Annotated in this window: 12 protein-coding genes, 1 pseudogene and 1 riboswitch; of the genes and pseudogenes, 10 read left to right on the forward strand and 3 right to left on the reverse strand. The window is 48.1% G+C overall.

Annotation, left to right across the window (positions count from 1 at the left end; translation table 11 throughout):
- Positions 1-83 precede the first annotated feature (83 nt).
- The 9 genes and pseudogenes from BLT01_RS05620 (at position 84) to BLT01_RS05655 (ending at position 7,816) form a co-directional block, all read left to right on the forward strand.
- Positions 84-1,451 carry a cytochrome ubiquinol oxidase subunit I gene (locus tag BLT01_RS05620; RefSeq protein ID WP_092095572.1) on the forward strand — a complete coding sequence of 456 codons (1,368 nt, stop codon included), beginning with the start codon at positions 84-86 and terminating at the stop codon, positions 1,449-1,451.
- Positions 1,448-2,476 carry a cytochrome d ubiquinol oxidase subunit II gene (locus BLT01_RS05625; RefSeq protein WP_092095575.1) on the forward strand — a complete coding sequence of 343 codons (1,029 nt, stop codon included), beginning with the start codon at positions 1,448-1,450 and terminating at the stop codon, positions 2,474-2,476. Before BLT01_RS05620 ends, BLT01_RS05625 begins: the two co-directional genes overlap by 4 nt.
- A 21-nt stretch (positions 2,477-2,497) precedes the next feature.
- Positions 2,498-2,620 (forward strand): cytochrome bd oxidase small subunit CydS, encoded by a 123-nt coding sequence (cydS, locus tag BLT01_RS15485; RefSeq protein WP_260470051.1) that lies wholly within the window; start codon positions 2,498-2,500, stop codon positions 2,618-2,620.
- A gap of 353 nt (positions 2,621-2,973) precedes the next feature.
- Positions 2,974-4,341, forward strand: coding sequence for a 23S rRNA (uracil(1939)-C(5))-methyltransferase RlmD (gene rlmD / locus BLT01_RS05635; protein WP_092095581.1), 1,368 nt, complete (start codon positions 2,974-2,976; stop codon positions 4,339-4,341).
- A gap of 383 nt (positions 4,342-4,724) precedes the next feature.
- Positions 4,725-5,549, forward strand: a complete 825-nt coding sequence (locus tag BLT01_RS05640) for a ribonuclease YeeF family protein (RefSeq protein WP_092095584.1) — start codon at positions 4,725-4,727, stop codon at positions 5,547-5,549.
- The gene (locus BLT01_RS15295) at positions 5,497-6,519 is read left to right on the forward strand and encodes a hypothetical protein (RefSeq protein WP_218123190.1); all 1,023 of its coding nucleotides are present in this window, start codon (positions 5,497-5,499) and stop codon (positions 6,517-6,519) included. Before BLT01_RS05640 ends, BLT01_RS15295 begins: the two co-directional genes overlap by 53 nt.
- Positions 6,519-7,130 carry an immunity protein Imm33 domain-containing protein gene (locus tag BLT01_RS05650; RefSeq protein WP_092095587.1) on the forward strand — a complete coding sequence of 204 codons (612 nt, stop codon included), beginning with the start codon at positions 6,519-6,521 and terminating at the stop codon, positions 7,128-7,130. The genes BLT01_RS15295 and BLT01_RS05650 overlap by 1 nt, the downstream gene beginning before the upstream one ends.
- A 64-nt stretch (positions 7,131-7,194) precedes the next feature.
- Positions 7,195-7,368: pseudogene (locus BLT01_RS15040) on the forward strand (23S rRNA (uracil(1939)-C(5))-methyltransferase RlmD); the annotation flags it as partial.
- A gap of 97 nt (positions 7,369-7,465) precedes the next feature.
- A complete protein-coding gene (locus tag BLT01_RS05655) occupies positions 7,466-7,816 on the forward strand; it encodes a glyoxalase superfamily protein (RefSeq protein ID WP_092095590.1) in 351 nt (116 codons plus the stop codon).
- 84 nt (positions 7,817-7,900) lie between these two features.
- On the opposite strand, the gene BLT01_RS05660 is transcribed toward BLT01_RS05655, so the two are convergent.
- Both BLT01_RS05660 and BLT01_RS05665 read right to left on the reverse strand, forming a co-directional pair.
- Complete coding sequence (locus tag BLT01_RS05660) at positions 7,901-9,214, reverse strand: LLM class flavin-dependent oxidoreductase (protein ID WP_092095592.1); 1,314 nt, start codon at positions 9,212-9,214, stop codon at positions 7,901-7,903.
- A gap of 47 nt (positions 9,215-9,261) precedes the next feature.
- A complete protein-coding gene (locus BLT01_RS05665; protein ID WP_092095595.1) occupies positions 9,262-10,014 on the reverse strand; it encodes a 3-oxoacyl-ACP reductase in 753 nt (250 codons plus the stop codon).
- Between the two features lie 137 nt (positions 10,015-10,151).
- A riboswitch (TPP riboswitch) is annotated at positions 10,152-10,252 on the reverse strand.
- A gap of 841 nt (positions 10,253-11,093) precedes the next feature.
- On the opposite strand from BLT01_RS05665, the gene BLT01_RS05670 reads away from it, so the two are divergent.
- Positions 11,094-11,681 carry a DUF6037 family protein gene (locus BLT01_RS05670; protein ID WP_092095598.1) on the forward strand — a complete coding sequence of 196 codons (588 nt, stop codon included), beginning with the start codon at positions 11,094-11,096 and terminating at the stop codon, positions 11,679-11,681.
- Between the two features lie 315 nt (positions 11,682-11,996).
- Here BLT01_RS05670 and BLT01_RS05675 read toward each other — a convergent pair whose 3' ends face one another.
- On the reverse strand, positions 11,997-13,616 hold the full coding sequence (locus BLT01_RS05675; RefSeq protein WP_092095604.1) for a thiamine pyrophosphate-binding protein: 1,620 nt from the start codon (positions 13,614-13,616) through the stop codon (positions 11,997-11,999).
- Positions 13,617-13,799: the final 183 nt, after the last annotated feature.

Here is a 13,799-nt window from a genome sequence, read left to right on the forward strand (position 1 = left end):
TATCGATAGCCGGCAGGATTTTCGGGGGATGACTAGTTGTACATACCCTGAATATATACAAATTAAACAGGAGGTTAATCTGCATGGGAAATGAAGAAGCGGTATTCTTTTCAAGGCTGCTCACGGAGCTGACCCTGAGCTTCCACATCATCTATGCCACAATCGGTGTCGGTGTACCGCTCATGATCATGATAGCCCAATGGGTGGGCATCAAGAAAAATGACGAACATTACATTCTCCTCGCGCGCCGTTGGGCAAGAGGGTTTGTCATCACGGTCGCGGTCGGAGTCGTGACCGGTACGGCCATCGGGATGCAGTTGTCGCTGCTATGGCCGAATTTCATGGAACTGGCGGGGCAGGTCATCGCGCTTCCGCTATTCATGGAGACCTTTGCGTTCTTCTTTGAAGCGATTTTCCTTGGGATCTACCTCTACACATGGGACCGGTTCGACAATCAGAAAAAGCACATGCTGCTGCTTGTGCCGGTCGCAATCGGAGCCTCTTTCTCCGCAGTATTCATTACGATGGTCAACGCGTTCATGAATGCTCCGAAAGGCTTCGATCTTGTGGACGGAAATCTCGTGAACATTCAGCCGCTTGCTGCAATGTTTAACCCTGCGATGCCGACCAAAGTGGCGCACGTTGTCGTGACAGCTTATATGACGGCAGCATTTGTCTTGGCGGCCATCGCGGCTTTCCGGCTTCTCAAAGGTTCCGATCATGTGTATCACAAAAAAGCCCTTTACCTGACGATGAAACTCGGGCTGATCTTCTCGATCGGGGCCGCCGTCATCGGCGACTTCTCCGGTAAATATCTCGCTGAGTATCAGCCGGAAAAACTGGCTGCCGCCGAGTGGCATTTTGAAACAGAGGGCAAGGCACCGCTCATGATGTACGGGGTCCTGGATGGCCAAGAAGTCAAATACGCCATTAAGATTCCATACGCTCTCAGCATCCTGGCACACTCCAATCCGACTGCGGAAGTCATCGGCCTGAACGATTTCCCGGAAGATGAGATTCCGCCTCTATATGTCCACTACCTGTTTGATACGATGGTGACGATCGGGGTCCTGATGATTTTGATTTCCGGGGTATTTTGGCTCGGCAGGCATCTCGGATGGCGGTTTATCCAATCACGCTGGTTCTGCTGGCTCTTGGTCGCCGGAGGACCGCTTTCGATCATTGCGATCGAAATGGGCTGGTGGTATGCAGAAGTCGGCCGGCAGCCGTGGATCCTCCGCGGCATCATGAAAGTGCCGGAGGCTGCGACTACAAGTGGGCAGGTCGATACGATGCTCTACCTGTTCGCTCTGCTGTATCTGGTCCTTGGCGTCGGCAGCGTGATCGTCCTGCGCAGGATGTTCAGGAGAAATCCGGTTGAGCGCGAAATCGCCGACCGTGAACAGGCACGGATCGAAGAAGAACGCGTGAAAGGCGGTGATCTGTCATGAGTCTGGAAGTATTGGGTATCTCGGTTCTCATGACGTTCCTGTTCGGTTATATCATCGTCGGCGCGATTGACTTCGGTGCGGGATTCTTCAACGCATACAGCCTTCTCACAGGGAAGGAGCGCATTCTGACGAATGTCATTCAGCGCTACTTGTCGCCGGTATGGGAAGTGACGAACGTCTTCCTCGTCTTCTTCTTTGTCGGGATGATCGGGTTCTTCCCTTCAACGGCGTTCTACTACGGTACGACGATGCTCGTTCCGCTGAGCCTGGCGCTCATTCTTCTTGCCGTACGAGGCTCGTATTACGCTTTCGAGACGTACGGAGCACGCGGGCATAAAGGCTACTCGTTCATGTACGGGGCAGCAGGCTTGCTGCTTCCCGCATCGTTATCCATTGTCCTGACGATTTCGGAAGGCGGGTTCATCGACATGGTGGACGGTCAGCCGGTGCTGGACTACGCGGCACTCTTCACCAGCCCGCTCACCTGGGCGATCGTCTTCCTGTCGATCGCCGCAACGCTCTATATCTCGGCCGTATTCCTGACTTGGTACGCATGGAAAGCGGGCGATCCGGATGCGACAAACCTTCTCCGGAAGTATGCGCTCATCTGGGCACTCCCGACGATCATCACGGCAACCGGCATCGTCTGGGAACTCCGGAATCACAATCCGGAGCACTATAACCAACTGCTCGGACTTTGGTGGATGTTCGTGCTGTCAGGCGCCCTCTTTATCGGCACCGTGTACCTGCTTTGGAAACGGCGCAATTACGGCCTGATGGTGTGGCTGCTGATCGGCCAATTCGCCTTTGCCTTCTACGGGTACGGCATCTCGCACTATCCATACCTGCTGTATCCGCACTTGACGATCTACGACAGCTTCACGAACCCGGCGATGGCCACAGCGCTCATCATCGCCTTTATCTTGGGGCTCGCGCTGCTGGTTCCATCCCTGTATCTGCTGCTCCGCATGTTCCTGTTCAATAAGGACTACGTGAAGGGGCGCAAAAAAGACGAACACGCCTAACGGGCGAAGGAGGCACAAATCATGGATGAGTTTCTCATGTTCTACGCGCCATTCATCGTGCTGATCGGCGCAATCATCATCGCCTTCATCGTCGCCCCGATGGACGGAGCGGCGACAAGGCCACCGAAGGAAAAGAAGAAATGAATGAAGGAAAGAAGCCGTCCCGTGATGCGGGGCGGCTTTCCTTATGGGGTGTGGGATTGGGTAGTGCTTCGCATGTGGGGGCGAGTGCTTCGAAATGTGCCGCGGGTGCGTCCAAAGGCTGCGCGAGTGCTTCCATACAACGAGTCGCCGGATTCTCTGGGCATGTTAATAAAACTGCGGGAGTGCGTCGAAATGTGCGGCGAGTGCACCCAAACTCTGCCTGAGTGCATCCAAATCTTCGCCGAGTGCATCCAATCCATACTGAACTTGCTTAATGACACAGCAGACGCTGATAAAATCCGCTCCGTTCTGCTAAAATAAACCCAACTGCACTGAATCGGAGGAAATTAATTATGGCTTACGCAGTCCAACAAAACGACCGGCTGATCGGCGAAATCACCGACCTGACCCATGACGGCTCAGGGGTGGCGAAGATCGACGGCTATCCGCTTTTCATCCCCGGGGCACTCCCCGGCGAAACCGTTGAATTCAAGGTCACCAAAACGCTCAAGAAATATGGCTTCGCAAAGCTCCTCAACATCGTCGAGCCGTCCGAAGACCGCGTCGAGCCGCCGTGCCCGGTATTCCCGGAATGCGGAGGCTGCCAGATCCAGCACCTGTCCTATGAGGGCCAGCTGGAGCGCAAACGCAAGATGGTCCGCGACGTCATGGACCGGATCGCAAAGCTTCCTGATGTCCCGGTCCATCCGGTCAAAGGCATGGAACATCCGTGGCGCTACCGGAACAAGTCCCAGATCCCGTTCGCGGAGCGGGACGGCGGCCAAGTTGTCGCCGGATTTTTCCGCCGCGGCAGCCACACGATCATGGACACCGAGACGTGCCTGATCCAGTCAACCGAAGCCGACGTCGTCATGCGCACAATCAAGCACAGCCTGCATGAACTCGGCATCAAGGCATATGACGAACAGAAGGACAAGGGCTTCCTCCGCCACGTCGTCATCCGGAAAGGGAAGGCGACCGGCGAGACGATGGTCGTCCTCGTCACCCGGACCCGTAAATTCAAGAAAAAGGACGAAGTCGTCGACCTGATCCGCGGCGTGCTGCCGGACGTCACATCGATCGTCCAGAACGTCAACGACCGCAAAACGAACGTCATCATGGGTGATGAGACGATTCCGCTCTACGGACCGCCCGTCATCACCGACAAAATCGGCGGCGTGACATTCGAAATCTCTGCCCGCTCGTTCTACCAGATCAATCCCGACCAAACAGAAGTCCTCTATTCACAGGCACTCGACTACGCCAACCTCAGCGGCCACGAAACCGTCATCGACGCCTACTGCGGCATCGGCACGATCTCGCTCTTCCTCGCCAAACAGGCGAAAGAAGTATACGGCGTCGAAATCGTCCCGCAGGCAATCGAAGACGCCAAGCGCAATGCCGAGGTGAACGGCTTCACGAACACCCATTTCGAAGCCGGAGCGGCCGAAGACGTCATCCCGCGCTGGTACAAGGAAGGCAAGCGATTCGACGTCCTCGTCGTCGACCCGCCAAGGAAAGGCTGTGACGAGCACCTGCTTCGTACGATCCTCGACTACCGCCCGAAGCGCCTCGTCTACGTCAGCTGCAACCCTGCCACACTCGCCCGCGACCTCCGCATCCTGGAAGACGGCGGCTACAAAACGAAGGAAGTCCAGCCGGTGGATATGTTCCCGCAGTCGAGCCATGTGGAAGCTGTGACTTGGATGGAACTATACTGAACGGTTACAGTGTGCATTAAGTCTCGTTTTTGGGATTGGTCTGAAAAATGACAAGGCATTTTTCAGACCAATAAATACATACGGTGAAAGAGCTATAGACATGAAATATTCTCTAAGCCAAGTTGATAATCAATTTCAGTGGTGTTTGAAAAGGTGAATTCATACAAGAACATGTTGGCAGGCAATCATCTTCCGTTTTTTGGACAGTAATATCGGACAGACAAGTAGCACGTTAGTTTAAATTAGCATCTTCCTTTACCTTCAATAGAAAAAAAGGAATTAGTTACAAACAATAGCTACCGAAGGAGGAGAAGAATGTTCACAGGAAGAAAATTACTATCTTGTAGACGGGAAAACTCCAAACGTATGGTGGGGCGTTGTCTATGAAAGTGCTGGATGTTGTTTTATTTCAAGATGGGTTGCATCGACAAATTGCTAAGCTTGATAAATTGAGAGAAGAAGCAGATTCCATCTATCAGGTAATGTCAGAACTCGTTAAAATGGAAGAACAATTGAAAGGTTCAGGGGGAAATGCTATTCGCTCATTTTATAAGGAATGTCATTTACCATTTCTTCAATTCTTTCAAATGTTTACTGAGAAATACAAACTTGTGCTGCAACAGACAGAGGCAGCCCTTCATTCGCTCGAACCAGAATCGGCAGGCTACATAGCGGAACAATTCCTTGAAGGCGAACTTGAACATGGTATTACATTAATTGGCCAATTAGTCACAACTTTGACGGATGATACAAATAGTATCATGGATCAGGTGAGTGATATTGTCAGCCTTCCTCACCTAGATGATAGTGAAGTGCAGGAGGGAGTCATCCATTGCAAGAGAAAACGCGATGATACAGTCATTGCACTTCATGAATTCGATATAACCCAAACAACCGCACTCCAGTCCATTGAACAAGATTTGCAGACAATGAACGCGTGGCTTATGGACTTGGAGGGACTGTTCAAAGCAGGGGTAAAAGATGTAACCTTTGAGCAAAATCAGTGGAATGTTCTCACGTTAAGAAGCGAAATTAGAACGGAGCTGTTTCCAAAAGCATACTCAAATCCTAATGGTTTATGGGTAGAAGAACAGAAACAGCTAATCGGTACGATGGTTACCTCAGCGACTTTCCAAACCCTTGAAGGGAAAAAAAGTGAACACCGTCAAAGAGGACGAGGAAGACGATGTCATATATCACGTATATGAAAATGGATTAGTCATTAAGGAGTATATTGTTAACAAAACAGTTTTCTATAAAGTTGTTTCCAAAGATAATTTTAAGCAAGAGCACATTGAAGTTGAGAAGCCTAAAGAAAATAAGCCATTAGATTTTATACAGACCGGGTTAGATGTAGTTGGTCTTATACCGGTTGTTGGTGAAGTGGCAGATGGAATAAATGGTGTGATTTATTCGGCCAGAGGAGATGTGGTAAATGCGGGGCTTTCTTTCTCAGCAATGATTCCCGTCGTTGGGTGGGCGAGTACGGGTGGGAAATTTATCAAAAACGGAAACGATTTATTCCAAGCAAGAAACGTGATTAATACTGAGGCGATGAAATCCGTCTATTCGCCAATTTATCAGGATGTTATCAACGGTCAACTTGGCATAACACAAAATCGCCTAAATCTATTATCTAGTACTCGTTACCAAATAGGAACGCCCAACTTGCATACACTAAATACCCCTCAAAAAACATACATGCCAGAGAGCATTAAGAGCGGCAATGTTAATACATCTATACACAATGCGGATGCTGAGATTAAGAATTCGGGTAATACTATAACTAAAAGCGAATATAAAAATTTGAGGAAAAAGACACCAAGTAATGAAATAAGAAAAATGGTTAATCCAGATGGTCCTAAAGTTGATCCAGTTTACGGGTATGAAGTTGATAAATTTGAAGCAGATCATATTGTTTCAATGAAAGAAATAACTAAGATGGATGGATTCAGTAGATTAAGTAGGGAACAACAAATAGAAATACTAAATCTAAAAGATAATTTTGTTGGTCTTGGAAAATCTTCAAATGCTTCTAAGGGGGCACATAGTTGGGCTGATTGGAAAGGACATTCTAAGATAGGAGAAGTTCCTGTGAATGTTAGAAAGGAAATGTTAGAAAAAGAGGATCTAGCTAGAAGAGCATTAAAATTAGCTATAGAAGAGAGGCTTAAGTAATGAAGAAATTCGAAAAGATGATTGTGGGTAAAACCATTATAGCAACAGCCGAAGAAGTGCTAGAACCTCAAGTGGAAATTTTGTTTGCTATATTAGAACAAATAGAAGATAAAGAATTAATTAATGGTTTCTCCCTTCAAATTGGTTGGTCTGTCTATTATTTATATGAGAGAGAATCTGGTGATTTTATATTGACTACTCCTGATTACTCTAAAAATCCATTTGAAGATATAACAGAAGACCTAACTTTAGCATTGTGGGTACAACTCGAACAAAGTGATTTTTTGAGAAAGATTGATGTAGATGGTTTATCGACAAAATTTAGTGATAAAATCATACTTTCTAAAGGTGTGCTAGAACTCGAGGAAATATTCTTACAAAGAAATGGAGAAGTTGAAAAAGGAGATTCAGGATGGTATATAGGTTCTGTAGAGGATGATCGTACTGAAGAGTTGTATGCTCTATATGCATATCAACTTCTGAAAATTAAACCAGAAATTATTCAAGTTCTCGCTTTACCCAATGACTACATGGTTGTTTTTGAAGGTAAAGAAATAAAAGCTGTATTAGATGAAAACGATGTAGATGTTTATAAAGGTGATACTGAATAATTCTCTGACTAAATCTTTGCAGAGAGAATTCAGCAGGTGATTTTGCCGGTTAGACCGGATACCTACACTGATTCGAAGCATTGTGCCGGACGTGACGTCAATCGTCCAGAACGTTAACGATCGGAAAACGAACGTCATCATGGGAGACGAGACGATTTCGCTCTACGGACCGCCCGTCATCACGGACAAAATCGGCAGCGTGACATTCGAAATCTCTGCCCGCTCGTTCTACCAGATCTGATAGGTAACTAATCAATGAAACCTCTGAAGCCGTTTCTCAGTCTAAATCATCTTATCGGCTGCAAAAATAAAGGAATTAGATAGAGGATGTCCAGATGCAAAATGTAATTCCTGCATTCCGCATTGCTGACTATCAAAGAAGTAAGGCGTTTTACGTGGAAGGAATGGGATTTCAAGACGATTGGGAGCATCGATTTGAACCTGATTTCCCTGCCTTTGTTCAGATTTCTAAGGAGGGGATGGCCATTTATTTGACCGAACATGCTGGTGACTGTGAAGCTGGCGGGCTGATTCACTTTTTTGTTCCCGATGTTGATAGATGGTGCGACGAATTAAAAAATCTAGCGGAACCTCCAAACGAAGATCTGGAAGGACTTCGCATGATGACAGTTGTGGATCCTGATGGAAATCAATTGCGCATATGTACTCGCTTATCTGCGTCATGAACAACGAGAACTAAAATTAGCACCGGGCATCCGAGTGATCTGAAGTCACTTGGATGCCCGGTATTTATGTCTCAATGAGGGGAGCTATTCAAGCGGCAGCCCAAAATGCTCACGAAGGGTATGACCTTCATAATTCGTTCTGAACAGGCCTCTTTTTTGCAGTTCAGGAACAACCAATTCAACAAAGTCATCCAGACTTCCGGGTAAGGTTGGGGGCATCAGATTGAATCCATCAGCCACGCCTGCTTTAAACCACAGCTCCATCTGATCTGCAATGTCCGCGGGTGTCCCGATCAGGGTGAGATGTCCGCCTCCTGCGCTCAGGTATCCCAATAGCTCCCTTACTGTAGGTTGTGTATCGTTTACGATCTCCAGGATCGTTTCGTAACGGCCGACCGGACCGGTAAATTCCTCAACCGGGGGAAGGGGAGGCACGGGCTGATCGATCTCCCAGTCCGAACAGTCTTGCCGGATAAAGTAGCTCAACTGCTTTAAAGCCGTCTCAAGCGGCAGTTGCTCATCCAAGGCTGCTTTTTTGGCCAATGCTTCTTCGCGTGTGTGTCCGACATAGGTAACCAGCCCCGGAAACACTTTGACGTGTCTTTGATTGGCATCATGCTGGTGAACTTGTTCATCTAATTTTTCACGGAACCTTTTGGCTTGCTTGAGGTTCCAGGACACTGAATAAACGGCATCGGCGTATTTGGCCGCCAATGCGATGCCTGGTTTGGATGCCCCCGCTTGCATCAGTACCGGTTTACCCTGTGGGCTTTTTGGTGTAGTGGACGGCCCATGCACCTTAAAGTAGGTGCCCTCGTGGTTGATTGGCCGGATGCCGGAAGGATCGATCAGTTCCCCTGTTTCCCGCTGATGGACGAAATCATTGCCGTCCCATGAGAGAAACAGCTTATTCATTAAATCGGCAAACTCGTCCGCTTTTTCATACCGTTTGTCATGTGGAGGCAGACTCTCCATCCCATGATTCAGCGCTTCCAAATCGGTCATGGACGTAACCAGATTCCAGCCGACACGCCCATTCGTAATGTGGTCCAGGCTTAACAGCTGGCGGGAAGCGGTAAAAGGATTGGAGAACGTACTTGAAATCGTCGACACCAATCCCACATGTTCCGTCACTTGAGAAATGGCCGTCAGATTGACGACCGGATCAAACCAGAAGGCCGGCATATCAGTGGAATGTTTGCCGGGAAACGACTGACTGTCGGCAAAAAACACCGCATCGAAGTAACCCCTTTCCGCCAGTTGCGCCAGGGACTGGTAATAGGAAATGTCTCCGATGCGCCCGATACTTGAATCCGGCATTAACCAAGCGGCCTGATGGTGTCCGCAGCCATAAAGCAAAACCCCGATGTTCAGCTGTTGATCTTGAGTCGATTTCATTGCCTTACACCTCGTCATCAGAACGATCGTTCTTTATTTGAAATGCATTAGTTCATGGTCAGCCCGCCGTCCACCGTGATGTTCTGGCCCATGATCCCGTCGGCATTTTCCGAACAGAGAAAAGCGACCATATTCGCTACGTCTTGGGGAGTGGTCACTTTCTTCAATGGGGTCGACTGGGCAATCAAATCGAATACCTCCGGTGTGGTCACAGCACTGGCATTCGTCGTTTTCAGTAATCCGCCTGAAACAACATTCGCCCTGATTCCGAACTGCCCCAATTCGGAAGCAAGATTACGGGTAAAACCGATCAATCCGGCTTTTGCCGTGGTGTATTCGTGATAAGGGACAACAGGGTTTTGAAAGAGATTGGTGCCGATGCTGATAATGTTGCCACTTTGCCGTTCAATAAATTGCGGCATGACGCTTTGAGCGACATTGAATGCTGCCTTTAACGTACCGTCCAGTTGTTTTTGATAGTCATCCCATGTGAGCTCGGTGAAAGATTTCTGCTTGTCTGGGTCGAACTTAAAGTCCACCAATGCATTATTGACCACCACATGAACCTGGCCAAAGTATGCTGTCGCTTGTTCGATCATGTGATCGACTTCCTCACGATTGGTTACATCCGCCTGAATCGCAATCGCATTTCCTTTGCCGATTTCGGAAACCAGCTTTTCCGCAGCATCCTTGCTTTGATAGTAGTTGATCACTACCCGAAAACCTTGACCAGCCAATGTCTTCACAATAGAAGCTCCCAGCCCCCGGCTGCCACCCGTCACCAATACAACCCTTGTCATCATAACAACCCCCATGCTTTTGATAGTGAGAAACAAAAAAGTAAATAGCGATTGAAAAGTAAAAAACGCAACCTTCCATAGGAAGATTGCGTAAAACGATAACGACATGATGAAAAGACACATAGCCCTTTACGGATGCATTAAAGTTCACACTTTCCTACGCTAGTTTTACCTAGATCAGGTTCGAAGGGTTTGAGTACACACTCATCTCAGTTAAAAAACACCCCTAGTGTATCGATATGAAATTGTGGTTGGTTACCATTTCCACGACAAGCGTACCATGCTCTAACTTTTATTACAAATCGTTTTCTGAATTACTTAAAAGGTCTTACTTTCACGGTGTTTACCAGTCGGCGGAAAAGCATTCAAGCAGAAGGGATGATGGGATGATGAAATTCAGAAAGACAAATAGGAAATTTGAACTTTAAAAGAATAAGTTCATCAGGTAAACTTATATGGAGAAGTTGGTGGAAGTTCCAGTTTATGAAGTGCTCATTGGAGCGTTTTCGGGTTATCTTTTAGTTCTCTACACCAGAGAACATGATTTTAAGATAAAAGGATGGCAGCCCGACGTTAGATCGATCGTCCAGAACGTCAACGACCGGAAAACATACGTCATATGGGCGACGAAACGATTTCCGCTCTTCGGACCGCCCGTCATCACCGACAAGATAGATCTCCGCCCGCTCGTTCTACCAGATCAACCCCGACCAGACGGAAGACCTGTACTCACAGGCACTCGACTATGCCAATCTCAGTGGAACGAAAACCAACAACGATGCGTACGTCTTGGTATGATCTCCTTCTTTTTCACCAATTAGGAGAAAGAAGTGTATGGTTTGGAAATCAACCATCAAGTCATCAAAGACGCCGAGCGCAATGCTGAGCTAAACGGCCTTACAAATACCCATTTCGAAGCCTGAGCGGCTGAAGACCTTCATTCCATAGCTGTGCAAGGAAGGCAAACTGATCGACGTCCTTGTCGGCGAGCCGCCGAGAATAGGCCACGTCGAACACTTCCTCAGACAATTTTCATAGTAGTATAGGGTAGTATAGTTCGATGAAGAGGTGATAAAAAAATGTTTGAATTCACTGGATTAAGAGTTTTACATCAAGACATGATTAAAAAAGGTGAAGATAGAGTAGTATTCTCTTTTAAATATAATGAAAAAGAATTCAGCTGTATATTTTTGTCAGATATAATTCCATATAGGTTGTACCTAACTACTTTAGGATCAAAACCAGAAGTATTCGAATTAGAAATAGAGAAGGGATATAAAGCGAGAGGTTATTTGGAGAATTATAAGAAATTGGTTGCCTATCTTGATTTGAAGTATGACCCTAATCACATATTTAAACCGAAGGACTTTTTCAAAGCTTTAAATAATAAAATCCCAACTGCGTTTTCTAAAAGACCAACATATACGGAGGTTTTAATGAATGCAGGTAAAAGAAGAGATATCGAAGAAGTAAACAAGATATATTTCTGTGGGTGGTATACAAATCCTGTTGGGAAAAAAGTAAGGCCTGAAAATCTTGAGAAAACAAAAAGTGCTTTTGGTGATAAAAAAGCGAAGTTATGTATTGAAAAAAACATCAGTTCACGTTGGACCGATGTAGCAGAAGATGAAGATTTGACTAAGTTGAATAGTGAGGATAAAGTGTAAGAAAATAACCTAAGTACAACACGTGGGAGCGGTGACTTGACTGGAGTTGTTTGTGGATTCAAACTAAGTACCTGATGTCCATTTGCACTAATCTTAAAGGGCATGAAATTGAGACTTTAAAAACTACCGGGCATCCAGGTAATCTGATATCACTTGGGTACCCGGTAGTTTTGTCGCAGTTTTTCAAACGGTAACCCCAAATGCTCACGAATGGTATGACCTTCATAATTCGTTCTGAACAGGCCTCTTTTTGCAGTTCACCCAGAGACGGAATAATAAACGCGCGGTGACCACTCAACCTGGTCACCGCGTTTATTATTCCGTTTCCGGGAAAAACACCTGCACCGTTTTGATATCAACGAGCGAGGGACCACCTGTATTAAGTGCTTCCTCCAACACCGATTCAAGCTCCTCATCATCCGATACAGGCCGGAATGCTTTCCAACCACACGCTTCCGCAAGCTTAACGAAGTCAGGATTGGTAAGGTCTGTCCAAATGTCTTTTGTCCCCATGACATCGATTTTATCTTTTTCCATCTGCAACGATTCATTGTTCATCACAACGACTGTGATATCTAGTCCGTACCGGATGGCGGTCATCAGATCCGCGAGCACCATCTGGAGTCCGCCGTCTCCGACAATCGCGACGACCTGTTTGTCCGGGTGGATCAGTTTGGCGGTCATGGCTGCAGGCAGGCCGAAGCCCATCGTCCGCCAGTAGCCGGAGAAGACGGTCGTCTGGTTGGTCTGCCGGAAGTTGCGGTTTGTCCACACCGTGTTGTCTCCTGTATCCAGCGCAAGGATGGCGTCGGGTGCTACGGTGCGGTCGAGCGCGCGGATGATCCGGGAAGGGCGGAAGGGGTATCCTTCTGAATTACCCTCATCTTCATTGTTCCGGGCCCATTTTTCTTTGACTTCCTGACACCGGGCCACCCAGTCGTCAGAACGTGAGAAGCCTTCAAGATGCTCATTCAATAAAGGAAGCACTTCTTCCGACTTGCCGGCGATTGCGAGTTCCACAGGAATGTTCTTTTCGATCTGGTTGAAGTGAAGATCGATCTGAATCACGCGTGCGTCGGTCGGGACGTGTCCCTCGGGCCACCAGGTGGTACCCGCGAGCAGGACCACATCCGCCTGCTTGAATAATTCAGAGGCATGCGGGTTGCCGCCTTCGCCGATTCCTTGCAGCAGGTTAGGGGTCGATTCCTCAAGCAGTCCTTTCCCGCCCAGGCTGACGAGGATGCCGGCTCCCCATAATTCCGCTAGTTTCCGCAATTCTTCTGCAGCTCCTGCAGCACCTGAACCCGCAAAAATCATCGGCCGTTTTGCAGATTTCATGATGGACGCCGCCTTTTTCAGGCTTTCCTTCGTAAAGACGGCGGTGCCTTGGATGACTTCAGCCATTGGCCGTGGGCTTGCAGACGTCTTTTCCATGAACAGATCTTTCGGCACGGACAGATGGGTGACGTCCCGCTGTCTGAGCGCGGTCCCCACTGCTTTTTCCAGAAGGTCGGCCGCGGCATCCGAGCTTGCGAGGTTCGCAGAATAGGCGGCGAAAGGCTTCACGAGATCCTGTTGGTTGATGAACTGCGGAGTTGCTGTTCCGTATTTGTCAGTGGGTGCCTGTCCGGTGAGGGCAAGAACAGGCGCGCGGTCCGCGTGGGCGTCGCCCAGGCCGTTCAGCAAGTTCGTGGCACCGGGTCCCATCGTCGCCGTGCAGACACCGAGCCCTCCAGTCAGCTTCGCTTCCGCGGAAGCCATGAAGGCCGCCGTCGACTCGTGTTTGCATGTGATGAACTGGATCTTGTCCTGTTTGGCCAGTGCGTCGATGAACCCGATCGTGGCGTCGCCCACCACCCCGTAGATCCGTTTCACGCCATACATGGACAACTGTTCTAGCATCAATTCCGCAACCGTTCGTTCTGTTTGGGCCAACGGGGACAACCTCCTCTTAGTTTCCTGCATCGTGGTATCATGATTCCACTAAATATCCCGGAGCAAACTTTTGTGAAACGGTTGAATAGAAACGGTCGAAAAAAGAGGTTCCTTATCCAACCTTCTGAAGGATGGATAGGGAACCTCCCGTTGATTTAGACATGTGGATAGATTGAATCAAGT

Origin of the sequence: Bhargavaea beijingensis, from assembly GCF_900101985.1 — a bacterium.
Classification (GTDB): domain Bacteria; phylum Bacillota; class Bacilli; order Bacillales_A; family Planococcaceae; genus Bhargavaea; species Bhargavaea beijingensis.